19 protein-coding genes are annotated in these 22,603 nt (G+C 70.9%); 12 read left to right on the forward strand and 7 right to left on the reverse strand.

What is annotated here, in order from left to right:
- The first annotated feature begins 54 nt into the window (after positions 1–54).
- On the forward strand, positions 55–1,602 hold the full coding sequence (gene dacB, locus VGX25_RS03395; protein ID WP_326916086.1) for a D-alanyl-D-alanine carboxypeptidase/D-alanyl-D-alanine endopeptidase: 1,548 nt from the start codon (positions 55–57) through the stop codon (positions 1,600–1,602).
- A gap of 10 nt (positions 1,603–1,612) precedes the next feature.
- Entirely contained in the window at positions 1,613–2,779 is a 1,167-nt protein-coding gene (locus tag VGX25_RS03400) for a serine hydrolase domain-containing protein (protein WP_326916087.1), read from the forward strand.
- On the opposite strand, the gene VGX25_RS03405 is transcribed toward VGX25_RS03400, so the two are convergent.
- Genes VGX25_RS03405 through VGX25_RS03415 form a run of 3 tightly spaced genes read right to left on the reverse strand, consistent with a single transcriptional unit; the run spans position 2,766 to position 6,806 of the window.
- Positions 2,766–3,449: a response regulator transcription factor gene (locus tag VGX25_RS03405; RefSeq protein WP_326916088.1), complete on the reverse strand. Its 684-nt coding sequence runs from the start codon at positions 3,447–3,449 to the stop codon at positions 2,766–2,768. The genes VGX25_RS03400 and VGX25_RS03405 overlap by 14 nt on opposite strands.
- On the reverse strand, positions 3,442–5,454 hold the full coding sequence (locus tag VGX25_RS03410; protein WP_326916089.1) for a GAF domain-containing sensor histidine kinase: 2,013 nt from the start codon (positions 5,452–5,454) through the stop codon (positions 3,442–3,444). The genes VGX25_RS03405 and VGX25_RS03410 overlap by 8 nt, the downstream gene beginning before the upstream one ends.
- Positions 5,455–5,480: 26 nt before the next feature.
- On the reverse strand, positions 5,481–6,806 hold the full coding sequence (locus VGX25_RS03415) for an SGNH/GDSL hydrolase family protein (protein ID WP_326916090.1): 1,326 nt from the start codon (positions 6,804–6,806) through the stop codon (positions 5,481–5,483).
- A gap of 231 nt (positions 6,807–7,037) precedes the next feature.
- Here VGX25_RS03415 and VGX25_RS03420 point away from each other — a divergent pair, with 231 nt between their 5' ends.
- Genes VGX25_RS03420 through VGX25_RS03435 form a run of 4 tightly spaced genes read left to right on the forward strand, consistent with a single transcriptional unit; the run spans position 7,038 to position 10,385 of the window.
- Positions 7,038–8,345: a PHB depolymerase family esterase gene (locus VGX25_RS03420; protein WP_326916091.1), complete on the forward strand. Its 1,308-nt coding sequence runs from the start codon at positions 7,038–7,040 to the stop codon at positions 8,343–8,345.
- Between the two features lie 60 nt (positions 8,346–8,405).
- Positions 8,406–8,678 carry a hypothetical protein gene (locus VGX25_RS03425; protein WP_326916092.1) on the forward strand — a complete coding sequence of 91 codons (273 nt, stop codon included), beginning with the start codon at positions 8,406–8,408 and terminating at the stop codon, positions 8,676–8,678.
- Positions 8,675–9,064 (forward strand): hypothetical protein, encoded by a 390-nt coding sequence (locus VGX25_RS03430; protein WP_326916093.1) that lies wholly within the window; start codon positions 8,675–8,677, stop codon positions 9,062–9,064. The genes VGX25_RS03425 and VGX25_RS03430 overlap by 4 nt, the downstream gene beginning before the upstream one ends.
- A gap of 49 nt (positions 9,065–9,113) precedes the next feature.
- Entirely contained in the window at positions 9,114–10,385 is a 1,272-nt protein-coding gene (locus VGX25_RS03435) for a hypothetical protein (protein ID WP_326916094.1), read from the forward strand.
- 44 nt (positions 10,386–10,429) lie between these two features.
- Here the strand turns inward: VGX25_RS03435 and VGX25_RS03440 are convergent, their stop codons facing one another.
- Positions 10,430–10,753, reverse strand: coding sequence for a hypothetical protein (locus VGX25_RS03440; protein WP_326916095.1), 324 nt, complete (start codon positions 10,751–10,753; stop codon positions 10,430–10,432).
- A gap of 54 nt (positions 10,754–10,807) precedes the next feature.
- Positions 10,808–13,300, reverse strand: coding sequence for a LamG-like jellyroll fold domain-containing protein (locus VGX25_RS03445; RefSeq protein WP_326916096.1), 2,493 nt, complete (start codon positions 13,298–13,300; stop codon positions 10,808–10,810).
- A gap of 46 nt (positions 13,301–13,346) precedes the next feature.
- Between VGX25_RS03445 and VGX25_RS35595 the strand changes: the two genes are divergently transcribed.
- A complete protein-coding gene (locus VGX25_RS35595; RefSeq protein WP_414635709.1) occupies positions 13,347–13,661 on the forward strand; it encodes a hypothetical protein in 315 nt (104 codons plus the stop codon).
- Between the two features lie 210 nt (positions 13,662–13,871).
- Here the strand turns inward: VGX25_RS35595 and VGX25_RS03450 are convergent, their stop codons facing one another.
- Positions 13,872–14,288, reverse strand: a complete 417-nt coding sequence (locus VGX25_RS03450) for a hypothetical protein (RefSeq protein WP_326916097.1) — start codon at positions 14,286–14,288, stop codon at positions 13,872–13,874.
- Between the two features lie 126 nt (positions 14,289–14,414).
- On the opposite strand from VGX25_RS03450, the gene VGX25_RS03455 reads away from it, so the two are divergent.
- From VGX25_RS03455 to VGX25_RS03475, 5 genes are all read left to right on the forward strand, one after another.
- A complete protein-coding gene (locus VGX25_RS03455; protein ID WP_326916098.1) occupies positions 14,415–15,077 on the forward strand; it encodes a hypothetical protein in 663 nt (220 codons plus the stop codon).
- 12 nt (positions 15,078–15,089) lie between these two features.
- Positions 15,090–16,844: a hypothetical protein gene (locus VGX25_RS03460; protein ID WP_326916099.1), complete on the forward strand. Its 1,755-nt coding sequence runs from the start codon at positions 15,090–15,092 to the stop codon at positions 16,842–16,844.
- Positions 16,845–16,849: 5 nt separating this feature from the next.
- Positions 16,850–17,524: a hypothetical protein gene (locus VGX25_RS03465; RefSeq protein ID WP_326916100.1), complete on the forward strand. Its 675-nt coding sequence runs from the start codon at positions 16,850–16,852 to the stop codon at positions 17,522–17,524.
- Entirely contained in the window at positions 17,521–18,459 is a 939-nt protein-coding gene (locus tag VGX25_RS03470; RefSeq protein ID WP_326916101.1) for an SAM-dependent methyltransferase, read from the forward strand. The genes VGX25_RS03465 and VGX25_RS03470 overlap by 4 nt, the downstream gene beginning before the upstream one ends.
- A gap of 105 nt (positions 18,460–18,564) precedes the next feature.
- A complete protein-coding gene (locus tag VGX25_RS03475) occupies positions 18,565–20,433 on the forward strand; it encodes a bifunctional diguanylate cyclase/phosphodiesterase (protein WP_326916102.1) in 1,869 nt (622 codons plus the stop codon).
- 123 nt (positions 20,434–20,556) lie between these two features.
- Here VGX25_RS03475 and VGX25_RS03480 read toward each other — a convergent pair whose 3' ends face one another.
- Positions 20,557–22,527 (reverse strand): cellulase family glycosylhydrolase, encoded by a 1,971-nt coding sequence (locus VGX25_RS03480; RefSeq protein ID WP_326916103.1) that lies wholly within the window; start codon positions 22,525–22,527, stop codon positions 20,557–20,559.
- Positions 22,528–22,603: the final 76 nt, after the last annotated feature.

The following is a 22,603-nucleotide window of genomic DNA, read 5'->3' on the forward strand; positions in this document are numbered from 1 at the left end:
GTTACAGCGTGCTGTAACCGTGGCGCAACCACACCCCGGGTAGACCTGGCCACCATGCGTCATCAACCGACCCGCCGGTCCGTGCTCGGCATGCTCGGCGCCGCCCCGATCGCCGCCGGCGGCTTACTGTCAGCTGCCGGCACGGCCCGCGCCGAACCCGGGCTGGACGCCCGGATTCAGGAAATCACCGGCCGGCCCGAGTTCGCCGGCTCGCGCTGGGGAATGCGGTTCCATGTACACGACACCGACGAGCCGGTGTACGCGCTGAACCCGGACCACCGGTTCGTCGCCGCGTCGGCCATCAAGGTCTTCATCGCGGGATCGGCATTCTCCGCCCTCGGCCCCGGCTACCGGTTCCGCACCCGGGTGCACCGCACCGGCCCGGTCAGCCGTGGAGTCCTCAATGGACACCTGATCCTGGTGGCCGGCGGGGATCTGCTGCTCGGTCCCCGGATCCGGCCGGACGGCACGATCGCCCTGCCGAACCCGGACCACTCCTACGGAACCGCCACGGGCCCGATACCCGGAGATGCGCTGCGGCAACTCCGGGAGCTCGCCCGCCAGGTGGCCCGCCGCGGAGTCCGGCGCGTCGCGGGGCGGGTGCTGGTGGACGCCTCGCTGTTCCGTCAGGGCCGGGAGGAGATCGCCAACGGATTCACGCCGATCCCGGTGTCCCCCATGATGCTCAACGACAACATCGTCGACGTCGTGGTGACCCCGGGCGGCCGGGCCGGTGCGCCCGCCGGGCTGCTCGTGTCGCCGCGCACCGAGTACGTGGATGTGCTCAACGACGTCACGACGATCCCGACCGGCCAGCGGGCCCGGCCCCTGACCTTCACCACGGTGTCGGCCAACCCGGACGGTACGCACACCGTGCGGCTCACCGGCGACGTCCCGCTGGGCGGACAACCCGTGCTGCGCCCGTACTACGTTCCCGATCCGGTCCGCTTCGCCGAGATCGCCTTCACGCAGGCACTGCGCGAGGAAGGCGTCGACGTCGCGGACGACCAATTGTCCACAACGGACCAGCGGCGGAACAGGCTGGCCGAGCAGGTCTCGCCGCCGCTCTCGGAGCAGGTCAAGGTCATGCTCAAGCTCAGCTCCAATGTGCACACCGTCTACTTTCCCTACCTGGTGGGCGCGATCGCCGGTCGCGACCCGCACACCGCCAAGGCGACCGGCGAAGGGTTCCAGCGGGCGCTGATCGAGCGGGCCGGCCTCGACCCGGACGATCCGTCCAACGGCGGCCACACCTCGGACTTCTTCGTCCAGTTCCTGCGCCACATGGCGCGGCAGCGGTACTTCCCCGACTATCGCCGGTCGATGGCGATCATGGGTCGGGACGGCACGCTGACCGACGTCGAGCCCGACTCGCCCGCCGCCGGCCGGGTCTTCGCCAAGACCGGGACCGCCGCGAGCGGCGCCGCCGTGCACAAGGCGATGGCCGGGTACATCGTCCTGCCGGGCGGGACGCTGGTCGTGTTCGCGGAGTTCATGAACCAGGCCGTCCGATCCCTCGACGAGGCCTTCGCGGTGCAGGCACGCGCCGGCGCCGCGCAGGGCGAGATCGTCACGGCCGTCTACGAGTCGCTGACCACGTGAGGAGAGATCGATGACAGTCCGATCGCGACGGTCGACGCTCGGCCTGCTCGGCACCGCACCCGTCGCCGCGGGCGGGTTGCTCGCCGCCGCCGAACCCGCCTCGGCCGGCCGTATTCCCCGGGACCTGTTGCCCGATGGCCGGTTCGACCGTTTCGTCGCGCGGCGGGCCGCGGCCGACCAGTTCTCCGGAACCGTCCTGCTGGCCCACCGGGGCCGGCCGGTGCTGGCCCGATCCCACGGGATGGCCAACCGGGACCGGGCCGTGGCCAACCGGCCGGACACCGCCTTCGACCTCGCCTCGGTGACCAAATGCCTCACCGCCGTGGCGATCGGGCAGCTCGCCCAGCAGGGCCGGGTCGCCTTCCACGAGCCGCTCGGCACTTACCTCGACGGGTTCCCGGCGGACGTGGCCCAGGCCACGGTCCACCAACTGCTCACCCACACCTCGGGCGTCGGCCGGCCGGCGCTCACCACCGAGCGGCCACCGGACCAGTTCGAGTGGGACACCGTCGACGAGGTCTGGAACGGCACCCTGGCGTACCTGCGCACGCGGCCGTTGCGGTTCACCCCGGGCTCGCGCTTCGACTACAGCAACGACGCCTACGTCGTGGTCGGCGCGATCGTGGCCGCGGTCTCCGGACTGTCCTATTACGACTACGTGCGCCGGCACATCTTCGGCCCGGCCGGCATGACCGGAGCGGACTTCTTCACCAAGCCCCAGGTCCTCGCCGCCGGCGGCATCGCCCGCGAGTACGCGACCCAACCCGCCGGCGACCGTGCCGACTTCGTCACGACGCCGTTCTTCCCGTTCATCGGCAGTCCCGCCGGTGGGGCGTTCGCCTCGGCGCCGGATCTGCTCCGCTTCGCCACCGCGCTGCACGGCGGAAAGTTGTTGAGCCCCGCGTTCACCCACGCCCTCACGAGCGGCAAGGTGGTCGTCGGCTCGTCCCCCGCCGTGCCGGCCACACCGGGCCAGATCGTGTTCTACGGCTACGGCCACGTGGACGGCATCGTGACTCACCACCGCGTCGTCGGGCATTCCGGCAGCGGCCCCGGCCGGGCGAACAACCTCGACGTGTTTCTTGAGGAGGGCTGGACCGTGGTGATCCTCAGCAACTACGACACCGGCATCCGGCCCATCGTCGACCTGGCGCGCGAGATCATCACTCGGCGGTAGTGCCGGGGCGTTCGCGCAGAAAGGCCAGCACCGCGGCGACCCGACGGTGCACGGGCTCGTCGGCCAGGCCCAGCTTGCCGAAGATGGAGTTGACGTGCTTCTCCACCGTCGAGGCGGACAGGTTCAGCGCCTGCTCGACGCCGGCGTTGGTCTTGCCCTGGGCCATCTCGCGCAGCACGTCGAGCTCGCGGGAGGTCAGCGCGGCCAGCGGGGAGTGGGCGCCGCGGGTGCGGCGGGCGACGAGCGCCTCGACCACGAGCGGGTCGATCACCGAGCCGCCCCTGGCTACCTCGCGCAGCGCGCGGATCAGGTCCTCAAGGTCGCCGAGCCGATCCTTGAGCAGGTAGGCCAGTCCGGCGGTTCCGTTGCGCAGCAAGGCGAACGCGTAGCTCTCGTCGGTGTGCTGGGACAGCACGGCCACCCCGACGCCGGGGTGCTCGGCGTGGATCGCGTGCGCGGCGTCGATGCCCTCCATGTGGTGGCCGGGCGGCATCCGGATGTCGGTGAGCACGGCGTCGGGCCGCAGCCGACGCACGGCGTCGCACAGCTCCTCGGCGTTGCCGACCGCGGCCAGCACGTCGACCTCGCCGGAGTCCTCGAGCAGCCGGCGGGTGCCCTCGCGGACGAGGTAGTTGTCCTCGGCGATCACCACGCGGAGTCGGTCAGCCATGCTCGGCTCTCACCGGTAGCTCGGCGTGCACGCTGGTGCCCGCGCCGGGTTCGCTGTTCACCCGCAGCCTGCCACCGAGCGCCTCCACCCGGTCCCGCAGGTTGGTCAGCCCGTGGCCGTTGGTCGCGGTCGTGGTCGTGGCGAGGCCGACGCCGTCGTCGTGCACGTGTACCACCAGTTGTCCGTCCTGTGTGGACAAATCGACCTCCGCGGTGCGGGCGGCGGAATGCTTGACGACGTTGGTCAGCGCCTCGCAGATGACGAAGTACGCGGCGCCCTCCACCTCGGCACCCAGCCGCCGTTCGTCCACCGTGGAGTCGGCGCGGACCAGCACCTCCAGCGGCAGCCGGTCGGCGCGCGCCGCCACGGCGGCCACCAGGCCCTGGTCGCTGAGTACCGGCGGGTGGATGCCGTGCGCCAGCTCGCGCAGGTCGGCCAGCAGCTCCCGGGCGTCGGCGGCCAGCTCGTCGAGCACCTCGTCGGCGGACCGGTCGCCGCGGCCGATCTGGTTGCGGGCCAGCCGCAGCTTCATGATCAGCGCGACGACCTGCTGCTGGGCGCCGTCGTGGATGTTGCGCTCGATGCGCCGCCGCTCGGTGTCCTGCGCGGTGATGATCCGGGCCCTTGACCGGTCCAGCTCGTCGACCCGCTCGGCGAGCGCGGCGGTGAGCTGCAGGTTGGCGATCGCGGTCGCGGCCTGCCCGGCGAGCGTGGCCAGCAGCTCGCGGTCCTCGCCGGCGTAGCCGTCGTCCTTTGCGCACTCGATGTGGCCGATGACCTCGCCGCCGCGCTCGAGCGGGACCCGCAGCGTCGGCTCGCCGGACGGCTCGCCGGCCACCGCGCTCGCCGCCGGCAGCGTCACCCGCACCCACCGGGCGGCCAGTCCTATTCGGACGGTCTCGGCCAGGCGAGGCAGCAGGTCGTGCAGCTCCACGGTCTGCTCGAGGCTCGCGCCGAACGCGGTGAGCAGCTGGTAGCGGTTCACCCGCTCACCGAACACCAGCCGGTCGGCGAGGCGTTCCAGCCGGCGGCGCAGCGGCTGGAAAGCCGCGGCCGCGACGACCGCCACCAGCACCGCAAGCGGGACCGGGATCACGTCGCTGACCGCCAGCCCGGGGGCCGCGGCCAGTCCGATGTAGACGACCGCGATACCGATCGTCAGCACGCCGTACACCACCGACCGACGGACCACCAGGTCGATGTCGAACAGCCGGTGCCGGACGATCCCGATCACGATGGTCGCCGGGATCATCAGCATCAGGACGATCGTCAGCCCGTTGAACAGGCGCAGCCACACCGGGTACGGCTGACCGACCGCGCTGGCCAGCGCGTTCTGCAGGACGTAGAACGGGATGATCGTCCCGGCGACGTAGACCAGCAGCCGCATCCGCGCCCGCTGCTCGGGTCCGGCCTGGAAGTAGCGGACGAACAGCACGGGAACCACGACGAAACCGCCGTAGAACCCCTCGGCGAGGAACTGCAGCGGCGGCGCGAGCCAGTCCAGCCAGGGCACCGCGAGCGGGCTGGGCACCTGCGGGGCGGGATCGAACAGGTACCGGTCGATCACCAGGTTCGGGCTGCTCAGCAGCAACAGCGGCGGCAGCAGCAGGTGCAGCCAGGTCAGCCGCAGCACCACCCGCTGCCAGCGCCGCTCGACCACACCGTCCGGGTAGGACGCCAGCAGCAGCACCGCGGCGATCATCGCCAGCAGCCCGGTGTACTGCGCGAACAGGTTCGCCCACGCGAGCCAGTGCCCGGGACCGCGGCTGGCCAGCGTGTCTCGGATCGGCTGCTCGAGGCCGGCGCCGACCGCCAGCGTGGCGGCGAGCAGCAGCAGCCGCCGGGTCTGCGGATGCTCCGGCCGCTTGCCGGACAGCCACACCGCGACCACGAACAGCGGGGTGACGCCGAGGCCGATCCAGCCCAGGGTCCCGAGCACTCCGTCGGGGCCGGGCCTGGCCACCTTGTACATGATCGCGGCGACCAGCCCGGCGGCGCCGAGCACGACAAGCCTGGGTTCGGCGGGTGAGGTTACCGCCGGAACAGGTGGGCCGGGACGGCGTCGGCGAGGACCTTGTAGCCGAACGGGTTCAGGTGCAGGTGGTCTCCTTCGTCCACGGTGGCAAGGAGTTGGCGGGGGTTGGCGGGGTCGCGGGTGACCGCGTCGAAGTCGATCACGGCGTCGAACCGGTGGCTGGTGCGGATCCAATCGTTGACGGTCTGCCGGGTGGCCTCGCGGAGCCCGGCGGCGTCGTCGTAGCCGGTGTTGCCGCCGAAGGGCAGCAGGGTGGCGCCGTAGACCCGGATGCCGTGGGCGTGGGTGCGGACGATGATCTGCTCGTACGCGGCGATCAGGTCCTCGGCGACCTGCCGCTGGGCGGCCTCGGTGGCCGGCGCGGTGCCGATGTCGTTGACGCCTTCGAAGACGATCAGCCACTGCACTCCGCTCTGCGCCAGGACATCCCGGTCGAGCCGGGCCAGCGCGTTGGGGCCGAGGCCGTCGTTGAGCACCCGGTTGCCGCCGGCGGCCTGGTTCAGGATGGCGATGTCGGCCGTGGCCGGGTGCGCCTGCAGCCGGTCGAGCAGCTGGTCGGGCCAGCGGTTGTTCCCGTTGGTGGTGGAGCCGCGGCCGTCGGTCAGCGAGTCACCGAGCATGACGGCGCCGGCCGTGGTGCGCTTGGCCGGCACCTCGACGCCGCTGAGGAAGTACCAGTGGTTGGTGGGGGTGGCGCCGGGCAGGTCCACGGCGTCGACGTGGTTGCCGGCCAGCAGGTGGGAGGTGGTCCGGGAGCCGGGGTGCGAAGTGATGTTGGTCGACCTCTGGCCCTCGGCCAGGTAGGTGGTGACGGTCAGGTTGGCGCGGGCCGCAACGGGGAAGGTGAGCGGGTCGGACACCATCTGCGCCCCGACCGGGATGACCACCGAGGACCGGCCGGAGAAGGTGACCGGGCGCGCGGTGCCGGCCTCGATCGCGCTGACGCCGGCCTGCCCGCCGGCCGGGAGCGCGACCGTGACCGCGGTGATCGGCAGCGCCGCGCCGCCGAAGGCGTTGGAGAAGCGCAGCCGCAGCACGGGCCCGCCGAGCGACACGCGGATGGTCTGCCGCAGCGTGCTGTCGGCCAGCACCACATTGTCCCCGGTGAACGGCGGGGGCGGCATGTTGCCCGGCTCGGTCAGCTGCGGCATGGCCGTCCAGGTGTTGACCCAGTGTCCGGTGCGGACGTCCGGGGCGATCTCGACGCCGGTCGGCCCGGAGGTGCCGGCGCCGAGGGTTCCGATCACATGCGACGTGGTGAGCAGGGCCGCCGTGAGGACTCCCACGATGGCCAGGCCGAGAATGGATGATCGTCCGCTCATGGGCTGCCTCCATGAGATCCGCACCGCCGGCCGCCATCCGAAAGTTTCGGAGTGGTGCCGATAGTTTTCATCGACCGTAGGGTTGCCTCGCCAATGGGGTCAAGCGGTTGGCCGCTGGTCGACCTCTTGTCGCGGCGAACTACCGCTCGTGAGCTGCCGGTTGCTTTCTGAAACGTTCCGGAACACAATGCGAACTGTTTCAGACCCTTGTCCTGCTCGAGGGAGATCTCAATGATGAGGAAAGCAGTCCTAGCCTGCCTGGGGGCGGTCGCGCTGCTGATCGGCGTCACCCTGACCGCGCTGGCGCCCCCACCGGCCGCGGCCGCGTCGCTGGTCCAGGTCACCAACTTCGGCAACAACCCGAGCGGTCTGCAGATGCACATCTACGTGCCGGACCGGGTGGTGACGCCGCGGGCGCCCATCCTGGTGGCCGTGCACTACTGCACCGGATCCGGTCCGGTCTTCTTCAGCGGAACCGAGTTCGCCCGGCTGGCCGACCAGTTCGGCTTCATCGTGATCTACCCGACCGCCACCCGGAGCAGCCGGTGCTTCGACGTGTACACCGCACAAGCGTTGCGCCGCAATGGAGGCAGCGACCCGGTGGGCATCAAGTCGATGATCGACTGGACGGTGGCCAACCGCAACGGCGACCCGAACCGGGTGTACGTCACCGGCGCGTCCTCCGGCGCCATGATGACCAACGTCCTGCTCGGCGACTACCCGGACGTGTTCAAGGCGGGCGCGGCGTTCATGGGCGTGCCGGCCACCTGCTTCGCCACCACCCCGCCGAACGAGTGGAACAGCGACTGCGCCAACGGCACCATCATCCGGACCGCGCAGCAGTGGGGCGACGCCGCCCGCGCGATGAACCCCGGCTACACCGGACCGCGCCCGCGCATGCAAATCTGGCACGGCACCGCGGACACCACCCTGCGCTTCCCCAACTTCGGCGAGCAGCTCAAGCAGTGGACCAACGTGCTCGGTGTCAGCCAGACCCCGTCGTTCACCGACACCCCGCAGTCCGGCTGGACCCGCACCCGCTACGGCGGCACCGGCGTCCAGGCGCCGGTCGAGGCGATCAGGCTGGAGAACGTCGGGCACAACCTGCCGCTCGGCGGCCAGGCCAGGATGGCCATCGACTTCTTCGGCCTGAGCACCTCCATCCCGCCGACCTCGACCACGACCACCACGACGACGACCGGTAACCCGCCGCCGGGTGGCTGCACCGTCCGCGACGACCTCAACGCCTGGAACACCGGCCTGACATCCACCTTCACCCTCACCAACACCAGCACCACCCCCATCAACGGCTGGACACTGACCTTCACCCTGCCCACCGGCCAAACCATCACCTCCGGCTGGAACGCCACCTACACCCCCACCACAGGCCACATCACCGCCCGCAACACCAGCTTCAACGCAATGATCAACCCCAACGGCGGCACCGTCAGCGGCTTCGGCTTCCAAGCCACCCACACCGGCAACACCGCCAAACCCACCTCCTTCACCCTCAACGGAACCCCCTGCACCGTGGCCTGATCACCCAACCGAGCGCGGACTCGACGGGCGGCTGGTTTACCGATGGTGTACCGTCTCCGTGTGGCCGCGAAGATGATCAAAGTTGACGAGCAGACCCATGCTCGGCTGACCCAGCTGGCGGCTGAGAACGGCACCACGATCGGCCGCTACGTCGCCAGGCTGGTCGGCGCCCAACGCACCCGCGCCGAGTGGGCGGAGATCGCCGCGCAGACCGAGGAGTACCTGCACGAGCAGTTCGGGTTCGTTGCCACGCCGGAGGAGCGGGCGGCCGCGGAGGCATGGCTGACCCGCGAGCCCACCAAGCACTCCCGCCGGGGGCGAGCCAGCTCGTGACCACGTCCACACCAGGCGGCCTCCTGCTGGACACGACCGCCCTAGCGGCACTCGCCTCGAGCCGGAGCATGTCGGCGATCATCGCCTCCGCCCCGAACCTGAGGCAGAAGCTCTACGCGCCGGTGACCTGCCTGGACGCCGCCGACCGCATCTGTCCCGGCATCGCCAAGCACATCGGCCGATTACCGGCCATCGAACCGCTCGAGCTGACCTACGCCGACGTGCTCGACCTGCGCCAGCGCGCGCCGCAGGTCTCCCTCGACGTGGCGCACGTGATCGCGTTGGCCCGGCCCACCCCGACCACGCCCGGCGGCCTGGCGGTGGCGACCGTGCTGCCCGAGCTGTACGCCGGCTACGACCTGCGGATCAACCCGATCGGCGAGTAAGGACGGTGCGATCGCCGCGTGCCGGCGCCGATCTTGGGTAATCGGGCGCGTGAGCACCGCGGTCCGGTCCCTGTTGCGCGCCTGGTCGCCGACCGCGTTCGGCGCCTCCACGCTGGTGGTGGAGATACCACTGGTGTACGCCGCGGCGTCCCGGTCGGCGAACGGCGCGCGCGAACTGGCCGCGCTCGGCGTCTGCCTCGCCGTGCTGGTCGTGGTCAACACGCCGGCGCTGGCCGTCACGCCGTTGGTGGTGACCGAACAGGACCGCCATCCGCTGCCGCGGCTGTGGCGCTACGCCGTGCTGATCGGCTGCCTCGGCGCCCTGATCCTGCTGGCGGCGGCCGCGCTCCCGGTGGCCGCGATCATGGTCGGCGGGCAGCCGGATCTCACCGGCGCGGTGCGTGCCGGCCTGCTCGGCCTCGTGCCCAACTCGGTCGGCGTCGCGCTGCGCCGCTACCTGCACGGCCGGCTGATCGGCGCGGCCCGCACCGGCATGATCGTGCCGGCGGGGATCGTCAGGATCGCCGGTTCGGGGGCGCTGGCCTGGGTGGGTGTCGGCGTGTTCCCGGCGTCCGGCGCCGCGGTCGGCGGGGCGGCCCTGTCGGCCGGGGCGCTCATCGAGACCGCGGTGCTTGCCGTCGCGGTGCGCCGGCTGCCGGCGCCGGATCCGGCGCCCCGCGCCGAGCCACGCCGTGCGCTGGTTCGCCAGCACGCGCACCTGTCCACGGCGCGGCTGCTGTTCATGGTGCCGATGCTGGTCACCACCGTCGGCATCGCGCACTCGGCGCAGGCCGGACCGTCCCTCGTGGTCTGGCCGGCGCTCTACGAGCTGGCCATGCTGTTCTGCTCACCGGCCAGCGACTGGGAGTCGGTGTCCGCCAGGGCGCGGCGCGCCAATCCCGGCGACCGGGGTCCGCGCCGGCTCACCCTGTTGTTGATCACCGGGTTCGCCGGGCTGTTCGCCGTGGTGGTGTGGAGCGGCCTGGCCCGGCACTACCTGACCGGGCTGCTCGCCGTCCCGTCCGGACCGGCCGACCTCGGGTTGCGGGCGGCGCCGCTGCTGCTGCCCGTGCCGGTGCTGTGGGTGCTCCGGGCCCACCTGCGCGGCTCGGTGATGGCCCGGCACCGAACCCGGTCGCTGGTGGCCGCCGCCGGCGTCCACCTGATCGCGCTCACCGGCTTCGTCGGTGCGCTCAGCCGCACGGCGCTGCCCGGCGTGACGGTCGCCTGCCTGGCCATGTCCGCCGGCCTGCTGGCCGAGCTCGGCATGCTGGCGCGCGGCACGATCACGTCCGGCGCGGCCACCCGCGCATCGCGGTGAGCGCCGACCGGCCCCAGCCACTCACCGATGTGTCCATTGCGGACTTACGCCCGCCACTCTTCCCGCCAGTCGGGATGGGTGTCATACACCGAGGCGACCAGGCCGAGCATGTCCGCGTCCTGCTCGACCTGCGCCTCGTGGCGCAGGAAGGAGACCTTCTCCGGGAACGGGACGGGAGCGCGCTCTTCCCGCGCCGGGACCGGGTCGGCGGCGAGCAGGAGCCCGCGGCCGTCGTCGGTGCGCATGATCCGGATCCGGCCGCGTCGCTCGGCCTCGTCGAGGTGCGGCAGCTCCCCGTCCTTGAACCGTTGCTCGTCCTCGTCCAGCCGGGCGAGCACGAACTCGCTCAACTCAGCGGTGTCCGTCATACCTGCCGGGTATCCCGTCCGGCCGGCCGTACACCTCAGGCGGCTACTCGCAGGTCAGCGGCCGGATGCGTACAGCGCGGCGACCTCGGCGGCGGGCAGCGCGCGGTCGAACAGGTGCACCTGGTCGATGGCGCCGCGCCAGAAGTCCACCGGGTTTCCGGCGAACTTCGCCCGGCCGATCACCGTGTTGCCGGTGCCGGGGTCGCCGTCGCAGGCGTTGGCGGCGCCGGCCGGCTGGCCGTCGACGTAGAGGGTGAGTGAGCCGGCCGCGACGTCCCGCACGCCGACGAGGTGGTACCAGCGGCCGGTCTCCGGAGCGGCCGGGGCCAGCGCCCGCACGCCGGTGAAGCTGAACGCGAACCGGTTGTCGGCGCCGGAGTACTGCAGGAAGAACGCGCTGTTCGCCGGCCCGTCCCGGCTCACCGCCGTGGCGAACCCGCCGAGGCTGTCCAGCTTCACCCAGGCGGCCACGGTGTAGTTGCCCGCGGTGTCGAGGATCCCGGCTCCGGTGTCCACTGTGGACGTGCTGCCGTTGAACTGGATCCCGGGCCCGGGATGGCCCTCGGTCCAGCTCGCCCCGCCGGTCAGGGTGGCGTCGTGGTCGCCGACGGCGTCCGCGGTGACCGTGCCGGCGCCCTCGCTGAACGGGTAGTAGGCGATCCCGTCGGCGCCCGGCGTGCCGGGGCCGGGCGCCGGGCCGCCGCCCGATCCGTCCGCGCTCCGGATGATCGCCTCATTGACGGCGCGGACCTGGTCGAAGTCCAGCTTGCGGACCTGGCGGTCGTAGGTGAAGAAGCCGTTGACCTCATGCTCGACGTCGGTGATCTGGGTGTAGACCGCGGCGCTGATCCCGCAGCGCTGCGCGGTGGTCAGCACGTCGCGCTGGTTCTCCACGTAGCGGCGGGTCAGCGTGGCCGGGTCGGGCGCCATCTCGTAGGCATGCCCCTCGCCGAACCACATGTGGCCGTCGACCTCGAGGCCGAGGCCGCCGTGCTCGCCGTCCGCGGAGACCCGGGTGGCGGTTGGCACGGGCGACGCGGGCCCGACGTACTGGTGGTGGTCGAGGATGTCGCCGCGCCCCGAGTCGCCTTTGGACAGACAGCAGTTGACGCCGCTGTGCGCGTCGACCAGCCGGCTCGGATCGGCGGCCTTGACCTCGTCGGCGATGCGCCCGGTCTCGGCGCGGTCCCACTCGCCCCAGCCCTCGTTGAACGGCACCCAGACCACGATCGACGGGAAGCCGGAGTGCTTGTCCACCATGGTGCGCAGCTCGCGCTCGAACTGCGCGCGGGCGTCCGGCGGCGGGGGCTGGTCGGACAGCCGCATGGCCGGCATGTCCTGCCACACCAGCAGGCCAAGCCGGTCGGCGTGGTAGTACCAGCGGTCCGGCTCTACCTTGATGTGCTTGCGCACGGTGTTGAAGCCGAGCACCTTGTGCTGCTCGAGGTCGAACCGCAGCGCCTCGTCGGTGGGGGCGGTGTGGATGCCGTCCGGCCAGAACCCTTGGTCCAATGTGGACATATGGAACAGGATCCGGCCGTTGAGCGTCATCCGGAGCCGGCCGTCGGCGCCGCGCGCGGTGCCGATCGCCCGCATGCCGAAGTAGGAGCCGACCTCGTCGACGACCCGGCCGCCGCGCAGCAGGCGCACCCGAAGGTCGTACAGGAACGGGGAATCCGGCGACCACAGCTTGGCGTCGGGCACCGGAACCCGCAGCCGCGCGCCCGGCGCGCCGGTGACCCGGCCGACGGCCCGGCTGCCGTCGAACGCGATCGCCTCCACGGTCAGGCCGGCGGTGTCGCCGCTGGTGCGCACGGTCAGCCCCAGCGCGGCGCCGGCCACGTCCGGGGTCTGGTCCAGCGCGGTGATGTTGGCCGGCGCCACCGGTTCCAGCCACACGGTCTGCCAGATCCCGGAGCTGGACGTGTAGAAGATCCCGCGGTCGGGAACGTTGCGCTGCTTGCCGATCGGCTGCCAGGTGGCGTCGGTCAGGTCGGTGACCCCGACGATCAGCTCCTGCGGCCCGGTCGGGGTGAGCGCGTCGGTGACGTCCACACTGAACGAGTCGTACCCGCCGCGGTGGGTGGTCACCTGCCGGCCGTTGACCCACACCACCGCGTCGTAGTCGACGGCGCCGAAGTTGAGCCGCAGCCGGGCATCCCGGCCCACGCGCCACTGGCGCGGCACGAGGAACGTGCGGCGGTACCACATCCGGTCCTCGCGCCGCTGGATTCCGGACAGCGCCGACTCGATCGGGTACGGCACCAGCACGCGCTCGGCCAGCGGGCGCCCGAACGGCGGCGCCTCGCCCGCGGCCGCGCCGGCGAACTCCCACACCCCGTTGAGGTTCTGCCAGCGCTGGCGGGCCAGCTGCGGCCGCGGGTACTCCGGCAGCGCGTTGTCCGGTCCCACAAGATGGGTCCACGGCGTGGTCAGCGGCGGAGTTCCTGGGCGCCACACCGGATCGGCGGCGGCCACCGCGGGAGAGGCCAGCGCCAGCACGCCGACGATGGTAGTGAGCAGGGTGAGCACTCGCCGGACGCTCATCCTCGCAGCCTACTTGCTGGCCAGACGTGCCCGGGTCGCGCCGTGCATGTACCTCGGCCGCATCGCCGGGATCGGCGACACCGCCACCATCCACGACACCCCGTCACACCCCTACACCCAGGCCCTAGCTCTCCGCCGTCCCCGCCGCCGACCGGTCCGCCCGCGGCCGGCTCGCCCGCCGCCGCATGCTCACCGGCGAGCCACCCTCCCCCCTCACCCCACCCCCGGCTGCCACTCCAACCTCCGCTGCTGGCTAGCCCAACCCCGCTGCCGCCACGACCCTCCCCCACCGCGCCAGACCGGTGACGCCGGCAGGTTCAGCGCCTGCCACGTCGCCGAGGAGGCCGTGCGCCGCGCGTAACGTTCATATGGGCAGGTCGACCCACTGTCCACAGTGGATAGCCAGGGAGGGCCGGCCCGGCGTTCGAGGTCGAACCGGGCAAGCCCGCGACAGGAATTGTCAACAATTCGGTCGAGACCGCGGGACCGAGGCCCAGGACAGTGAAACGTCTTGCCGTGGCGGAGCGATCGTTCCGGTTGTGATGCCGGCCGTACGCATGCCGTCCGGATGTTACAGTCCGGGCCGCATGATCATTGGCGCGACTTGCTCCGCGCGGATGCGCCAGCTCTCGCGGCGGTGCCTCAGCACGACCATTCCCAGTAGCGCGCTGCCCGCCACCGCGCCGAGCACAGCCGGGACGAGGTTGCCCATTGCCGCACCGAGCACCGCCGACCCGACTCCTATTAGCACGGCGAGAATTCCCAGTGCCACGGCGACCGGCGGGTTCACCCAGGCCCAGCGCCGGGCGGCGGCCGCCCGCTCGAGCATCCAGGCAGCCGCATCGTTGATTTTCACATCGTCGAGCCGCATCGACACTATTTGTCGCGCGGCGTCCTCCAGGATGCGCAGCTGCCGCACGCTGGTGATTTCGAGCTCATTGTCCCTCGTGACGCTCAACGCGTTGATCGCGTCGGCGTGCAGGTCCACGGCAATTCGATGCAGGGCGGCGGGATCGGCCCCTTGTCGGTGCATTGGTTTGCCTTCCGCTGTTCCAACCAAGCAGCCGAATGGTACCCGTAAATCCTTGTGGCGCAACAACCTAGGTGGTAGATCGTGACCCAGCCGAGTTCGCCCCTCGTTGCATTGGCAGCCGCGGGAGGGCTTCTCGTGGTGTGCGGCGCGGTGTTTACCGGGCTGACCGCAATGGACCGGGAAACGCCACCCCAGGATGCCTTCGCGGTGGTCACCGCACAAGCGCCGGCACCGCGGGAAACAATTACCGAGACGGTACCGATCCTACCGTCGACCACCGGTTCGGCGCCGCCGAGCGGCCCGGCCCTGCGCGGCGACTTCGAGCGGGTCAGCGGGCCGAACGGAATGACGACCCATATTCCCGCCGGCTGGCCGACGAAACGCGCACCGGGACCGGCCGCGATGCAGGCCGACGATCCCGGTGGGACCGGGCGATTCCTGCGTTACGGCGGTTCCGAAACCTCGGTTTCGGATTCCTACGGCGTGCACGTCGACTACCAGCAGCAGTTCTCGGCGAACAAGACCGCGTTCGTGTCCATTCGGCTGGAACGGACGACCGTACGCGGGTATTCGGCGGTCGACTGGGAGTTCGAGTACGACACCTCGGAAGGCCGCCGGCACGTGCGTTCGATCTACTGGCTGGCGCTGGGATACGAATACTTCGTCTACGCGTCGTCGCCGGTCCCGATCTGGCCGCAGACCCAGGACATTCTCGACGTCATGCTCGACAACGCAACTCCGTGAGGCAACTGAGAGATGAGTGTGGACGACTTTACGCCGCCCCGTGGGATCCCGGCGCACGGCAACGGCGCCGCGCCGCCGGCCCGCGACGACACCACCCGGTACCTGTGCGCCGCGATGCACATGGATCCCGACTACACCAACAAGGCCATCCGCGAGTACCTCGTCGAAGACACCCGCCCGGTGCCCGCCTCTCCAGGGGTGGGCGCGGGCGAGGTGCTCGGGGAGGCCGTTGCCGCCCGGACCCGGCGCAAGCTCCGGGACATCGCGCTGATCCTCCTGCTGATCGGCTTCCTGCTGGTGGCGCCGGTCGAGCTGCTCGGCATCTGGCTCGTGGTGGCGGTGCTGTGCAGCATGCCGGCGCTTGCCCGCGTGCTCAAGGGATCCGGGCAGTCGGCCGCACCGACGTTGTACCTGGTCGGCGGCGCGTTGGCGATCGGCCTCCTCCTGGTGTTCGGCAAGGACCTGCTCGCCGCGCTGGAAGACCTGGTCGATCCCGGGCCCAGCTACGACGACTACGGCTACGTCTATGCCGCGGAGTCGGGTGGCTCCGTCGCGGGCGGTCTGGCGATCATCGTGGCAATGCTCGGAGTGCTGCTCGCCGACCGCCTCGTGGTGTGGAAGCACCTCAACGAGCGCTTCTGGCCGAACCGGCTCAACCGCACGGCCGCTCCCCCGCTTGCGGAGCGATCGGTTTTTCAGTTCAGCCCGGACCGGTTCCTCGCCCAGCTCGCGCGCTACCTGAACCCGCGGTCCACGATCGCCAACTCGGCCACCGACGAGCCGCAGCGGATGCCGGGCGGACCGGTGCCGCTGATCGTCTACCGGGACTTCAAACCATTCGTGGGCGCGGGCGTGCCGGAGGACCCGTGGTCGATCGCGGTCCCACTGGAGCGGCTGCCCGACGCCGAACCCACGGCCGAGCTGACCACCGACTCGCTGTACGCGGGAATCCACGACGAGATCGAGTCGCTGCGCGCGGCGGCCTCGCTGGCGCCCGGACGCAGGCTGCGCGAGCTGGCCGTCAGCGAGCTGGTGATCGTCTCCGCGGACGAGCTCATCGACCACCTCAACGAGCCGGCGGCCGCGGACTTCCTGCGCGCCCCCGGACTTGCGCCCTACACCCTGGTCCGCAGGGAACGCGCGCAGGCGATCAAGCTCGACCCGTTGGAGTGGGCCAGGTACTACCAGTGCTACCAGGTCGAGACCTGGGACCGTGACCTGGTCGTGTCGGTGTTCATCCACGTCGCGGTCGGCCGCGGCGCCCTGTACGTCGAGTGGACGCCGTGCGTGTTGCGCCCGCTGAAGAAGCGGTACCGCGAGATCGACCAGCTGCCGCGCTCGCCGCTGCGCCCGGCCGGAATGGCCCTGCTCGACCTGTCGCGGCTGCCCGTGTCGATCTTCGGCCGGATCCAGCACACGCTGTCGTGCATCCGACCGCTGCCGCGCAATCGCGGCGCGATCAGCCCGGACATGTACGGCGTGTCGACCACCCTGCGCGAGCTGGCCGCCGATCGCGTCGTGCACAACTACTTCCAGCTGGCCGACATCGACCGCTACCTCAAGATGATGGAGAGTCGGTTGGTCCTCGCGGTCAGCCGGATGATGCGCACGGCCGGCTACTCCCCCGCCTCGTTCGACCAGCAGGCCGCCACGGTCGTCAACAACAGCGTCCAAATCGGAGGATCCGTCGGCGGCAACGTGGTTGCCGGCAGCGGCAACCGGGTGGGCGCCGACCTGGCCGCCGCCCGACCGGGCCGAACGAAATGAGCGACATGCACAACGAGATCAAGGTCGGCGGCAATGTCGGCGGCAACGTCGTGGCCGGCCAGCACAACGTCGTCGGGCAGCCGTCCGCGCCACCACCCGAGCATGCACCGGTACCGGAAGGGTTCACGCCGCGCATCGGTTTCGTCGTCGACATGGTCGGCTTCGGCCGGCGCGGCGCGCACGACCGTGACGACCTGCAGCACCGCCTCGACCACCTGGTCGGCCTGGTCGTCGCCGACCTCGGATTTCGCCAGCGGGACATGGAAAGCGCGGTCGCCGGTGACTCCAAGGTGGTCTTCCTCCCGGTCGGCGCCGACTCCTCCCGGATCGTGCCCGTGCTCGTCTCCGCGCTGTCCGAGCGCCTCGCCCGCGACAACACCCGCTACCGGGACCGCATGCGGCTGCGCATGGCCATCGGCACGGGCCTGCTGGGCAACGGCCCGCTCGGGTTCACCGGGGACCTGATCGTCGACCTGCACCGCCTCGTGGACAGCGACGTGCTGCGCGCGGCGATCGCCGAGGACGAGGCGGTCGACCTTGCCATCCTGCTCACGCACACGCTCCACGACGAAGTGCTGCGGCCCGGCTTCCTCGACAAGACCGACTTCACCCGGGTCGAGATCACCATGAAGGAGTACACCGGGACGGCGTGGCTGGGCCGGTACCCGTTGTCCGCTTGATAATCAGTCGGGGCCGCCGGGTGCTCGACGACCTGCTCAGCGCCGCCAGCCGGAACGCGAACGGCCGGCACGACGACGCCGTGACGGCCGGCGCTACGATGCGTGCGCTGAGTAGCGGCGAGGAGCGCGGAATGGAATTACCGGACTGGGTGCCGGAAGGCATCGACGTGACCGTCCCCAACGCGGCGCGGATGTACGACTACGCGCTGGGCGGCTTTCACAATTTCGCGGTCGACCGGGAGAACGTCGAGCGGGTCGAACAGATGATGCCCGGAGCGCGCCGGGTCGCCCACGCCAACCGCGCATTTCTCGGCCGGGCGGTGCGGTGGCTGGTCAAGGCCGGGATCACCCAGTTCCTGGATATCGGCTCGGGCATACCGACCCTGGGCAACGTGCACGAGATCGCGCTGCGGGCCGCACCGGAGGCCCGCGTGATGTACGTGGACATCGATCCGGTCGCGGTCGCGCACAGCAGGGCGATGCTTGCGGAGTACCCGCGCGTCGAGGTGGTGGAGGCGGACATCCGCCGTCCCGCCGACATCCTCAACCACCCGGACGTGACGGAGCTGCTGGACTTCGCCGAGCCGGTTGCGGTGCTCCTGGTGGCGGTGCTGCACTTTCTCCCCGACGCCGACGACCCGGGCGGCATCCTGGCCCAGCTGCGCGACGCCACCGTGCGCGGCAGCTACATCGTGCTGTCGCACGGCACGCCGGTGCCGGAGCTCGACGAGGAGATCGATTCCCTGCACAAGGTGTACAAGCGGACCCCGACCCCGCTGCACCTGCGCACGGCGGAGCAGGTCGCGGACCTGCTGGACGGCTTGGAGCTGGTCGAACCGGGCATCGTGCCGATCTCCGACTGGCATCCCGACCCGGACGAGGTGGACGCCGAACCTCGACCGGAAATGCTGGCCGCCGTCGCACACAAGCCCTGATCACGCGGGCGGCACGGCGTCCTCCTAGCCTCCAGACCCGTCAAGACCACATAATTGACCTCGTCAGCTGGGGGCCGGAGCAGCCCTGTGAGGTCATCAGGCCAGATGAGTGAACCGACAGGGCCACACCACGAGGCCCAGCGCGATACGGCTGGTCACCAGGACGCCGTCGCCGGAGAGCACGGCCACCTGGTGCGGACCTGGCTCAAGGCGGTGGTGCAGACCGCCTTCGTGCCGGGCGGTTCCGAGGAGATCAAGACCGTCCTCGACGATTCGCTGCGTCAGCTGGCCGCGGCGCTGGACGCGGATCCGTTCGACGCCGGGGTGGGGTACCGGGTCGGCGCCGGGCTGGTCGCCGCCCAGATCTCCTCGCCGGAGGCGCTCGGCGCCACCCTCACGCTGCTCGGCGAGCGGCTCGTCGCCGCGCTCGGCCCGACCCACCGGGAGGTGCCGGCCCGGTTGCCCGCGCTGCTCGGCCAGCTCGCCGCCGGTTACACCGAGTCGATGCGCAGGGTCGCGCTCGCCGCGGCCGAGGACATCAACCGGGCCGAGCGGGTGGCCTGGCGCGACCGGCAGAAGATGCTCCAGCTCCGGCTGCAGCGCGCCCTGCTGTGCGAGCAGCTGACCGGCCTGCCCAACCGTGCCCGGCTCACCAGCTGGCTCAGCGAGGTGATGACCGACTCGCCGAACGGCGCCCGGCTGGGCATGTGTCTGATCAACCTGGACCGCTTCAAGGCGGTCAACGACAACCTCGGGCACGACAACGGGGACCGGCTGCTGCGGGCCGTCGCGCGCCGGCTGCGCGCGATCGCCAACCGGTCCGGAGATTTCCTGGCTCACCTCGGCCGGGACGAGTTCGCCATCGTGGTCAAGAACACCACCGGCACGGACGACGTGGCCAAGGTGGCCGACCACGTGCTGCGCGCGCTGCGCGAGCCGGTCAACCTCAACGGGCATCGCCTGGCGATCTCGGCCAGCGCCGGCATCGTGGAGCACGCGGCCGGCGACATCGATCCCGAGGAGCTGTTACGCACCGCCGAGATCACCCTGGGCTGGGCCAAGAACCACTACCGCGGCCGGTGGACCACCTTCGACCCGGGCAGCTACGCCAGCGAGGTGCACCGGCACGCGATGACCGCGGCCATGCCGGCGGCGCTGGCCCGCGGCGAGTTCACCGTGGCCTACCAGCCCCTTGTCCGGCTCGCCGACCGGCGCATCGTCGGCGTCGAGGCGCTTGCCCGCTGGCAGCACCCGATCCACGGGCTGATCGGCCCGGCCCATTTCATCCCGCTCGCCGAGAGCACCGGGCTGATCACGCAGCTCGGCCTGTTCCTGCTGGAGCAGGCCTGCCGGCAGGCGGTCGTCTGGCAGCGCGAGCACGACCCGATCCTGATCAGCGTCAACCTCTCGGTCGCCCAGCTCCGCGATCCGGACCTGCCGGCCGCCATCATGGCCACGCTCGGCCGCACCGGTCTGCGCCCGCACCGGCTGCAACTGGAGATCACCGAGAGCGCGATCGTCGACACCGGCGACACCGCCGCGCACAGCCTGCGCGTCCTCGCCCGCTCCGGCATCCAGCTCGCCATCGACGACTTCGGCACCGGCTACTCGTCCCTGGCCTACCTCGCCGACCTGCCGGTGCACGCCGTCAAGCTCGCCCCGAACTTCCTGCAGGGCATCGACGACCCGAGCACCGGCCACTCCAACAGCACGATCCTGCCGGCCCTGATCTCCCTGAGCCACGACCTCGACCTGACGGTGACCGCGGAGGGCATCGAGACACCCGCCCAGGCCCACCGGCTGACCACCCTCGGCTGCGACCTCGGCCAGGGCTTCCACCTCGGCCGCCCGACCACCGCCGAGCACATCAGCATCCAGCTCGCCCGCAACCCACCCGACAACCGGCCCGCCACCGGTGTGCTCCACCAACTCCCCGAACCGGCCGACACCCAACCGGGCGACACGCCGGCCTAGGTCACGAGGCCGCGGGCAGGCGGGGGCGGAGCAGGGACAGGTCGACGGCGTCGGCCATGGCCTCGGCGCCGGCCCAGCGGCACAGCCAGCCGGTGGCGCAGTCGCATGAGCCACCTCCCTGGATTACCTGGCGCGGACGTTGTCGATGTCATACGAGCCGGGGTTGAGGAATAGGTACAAGACCCGCACGTCGCCCAGAACCTCGCTGCCACACGAGAAATCACTCAGCAGATCGACGGTGATGGTCGTGGTGGTGTCGGGCTGGATGAACGGGAACGAGCTCTGGCACCAGGTGAACGACGGACCGGTCTGCATGGCCAGCGCGACGGGGGTGCCGTTCGCCCCGGTGCGCAGCTCGTAGACGATCTGCGACTTGGCGGACAGGTTGAGCGGCTCGGCGAACGTGACGCCGAACCAGTGCCCGGCGGTGACGTCCAGGTGCAGGCCGAACGAGCCCTGGGGGTGGAAGTCGGCGGTCTGGCTGACCACCCCGGCGTCGGGCAGCCAGTTGCCCGGCGCCCAGCCCTCGGTGCCGGTCTCGAACGTCGCCAGCGGAATGTCCGCCGAGGGATCCGGCTTCACCGTCACGATCAGATCGGCCACATTGGACACTCGGCCCGCCGCGTCCCGAATGGTGTACCGAGCGACCGCCTTGCCGACGAATCCGTCGGCCGGCGTGAACGTGACGACACCCGAACCGTCCACTGTGAACACTCCACCGGGCACGGTCACCGTGGCCTGCCGGCCCGCCGCGGCGGGATCCAAGTCGACTGTCGCCGGCTTGAGGTAGGTGCGGTAGGCGACGTCGTTCGACGCGGGGATGAGCGTCGCCGGCCGGTTGAACTCCACCACCGCGCCGTCGTGATCGGCGACCGGTGGCCGGGAGCGCTGCGCGCCGGTCAGCTCCTCGCCGGCGTTGGTCAGCGTCTGGCAGACCGGGGTCGGGCAGTACACGGTGAACCCGTCGAAGTCCGGGTAGAGCGTGCCGTCGTCCTGCACGCCGGACAGGATCCAGTACAGCCAGCCGTCGCCGCCCTCCTGGTCGAACAGGTCGGTCCAGGCCTTGTAGACGGTGTTGCGGGTGGCCTTGTCCAGCCAGCCGAACTCGCCCCAGAACGCCGGTTTGCCGACCCGGTCGGCCTCCCGGACGTGCCGGCGGATCCAGTCGAAGGTCCACGGGAGGTCCTTGCCCCAGGCCGCCGGGTAGATGTGGAACGACATCATGTCGATCGCCGGCAGCCGGGCGAACGCGATCGTGTCCACGCCCTCGCCGCAGGTGCGGGTCCAGTCCTCGTGCGCCGGGTCGTCGCAGAAGAAGCCCTCGTCGCCGACGCCGACCAGGTGGTTCGGGTCCACCGTCTTGATGTGCCGGCTGATCTGGTCGGCCCAGCTCGTCAGGGTGGCGGTGGTGCAGTTCGGCGAGCGCGGGTAGGCGCCGGCGGACAGGCACCTCGGCTCGTTGCCGAGCTCCCACGCCATGACCGTCGGATCGTCCCTGTACGCCACGCCGGTCAGCGAGTTGACCCGGTTGAGCACGTGGCTGATCCAGTCCTGGTACCAGCCGCGGATCACCGGGTTGGTGTAGAAGTCGTCGTGGAACTGCCCGCCGGCCCAGCGCACGTACTGGTCCATGCCGCCGAAGTCGTTCCAGTTGTTGGTCAGCGGAATGACCAGCCTGATCCCGTGCCGCCGGGCCGAGGCGAGCACGTAGTCCAGCTTCTGCAGCCCGTCCGGGCCGTCGTTGTAGGCCGGCGAGTCCCCGTCCCAGTACTGGAAGTAGACGCCCTCCTGCTTGCCGCGCACCGAGTTGGACCCGTCCTGGTTGCCGATGTCGAGGAAGCCCCAGGTGCGCAGCACGGTGAACCCCGCGGCCCTTGCGTCGGCGAACACGTCGTCGACCATCAGCGGCGACTTGTACATCAGGTAGTAGTTGTTGGAGCCGGCGAACCGGAAGGGCTTGCCGTCGAGCCGGAAGTCCTTGCCGTGCCTGGTGACGAAGCCGGCTCCGGCCTCGGGTTCGGCGGCCACCGGAGCGGCTCCGCCGGCGGCCAGCAGGGTCACCGCGGCCAGCGCCGTGGCGATGCGCATCCTCATCGTCGCGCTCGCTTACTCTTACTGAACCGGATAAGTAAGTCGACCCTAGTTCGACCCGAACTATCCAGTCAATGGA

This window comes from Actinophytocola sp. (assembly GCF_035942955.1).
Taxonomy (GTDB): Bacteria; Actinomycetota; Actinomycetes; order Mycobacteriales; family Pseudonocardiaceae; genus DASYTH01.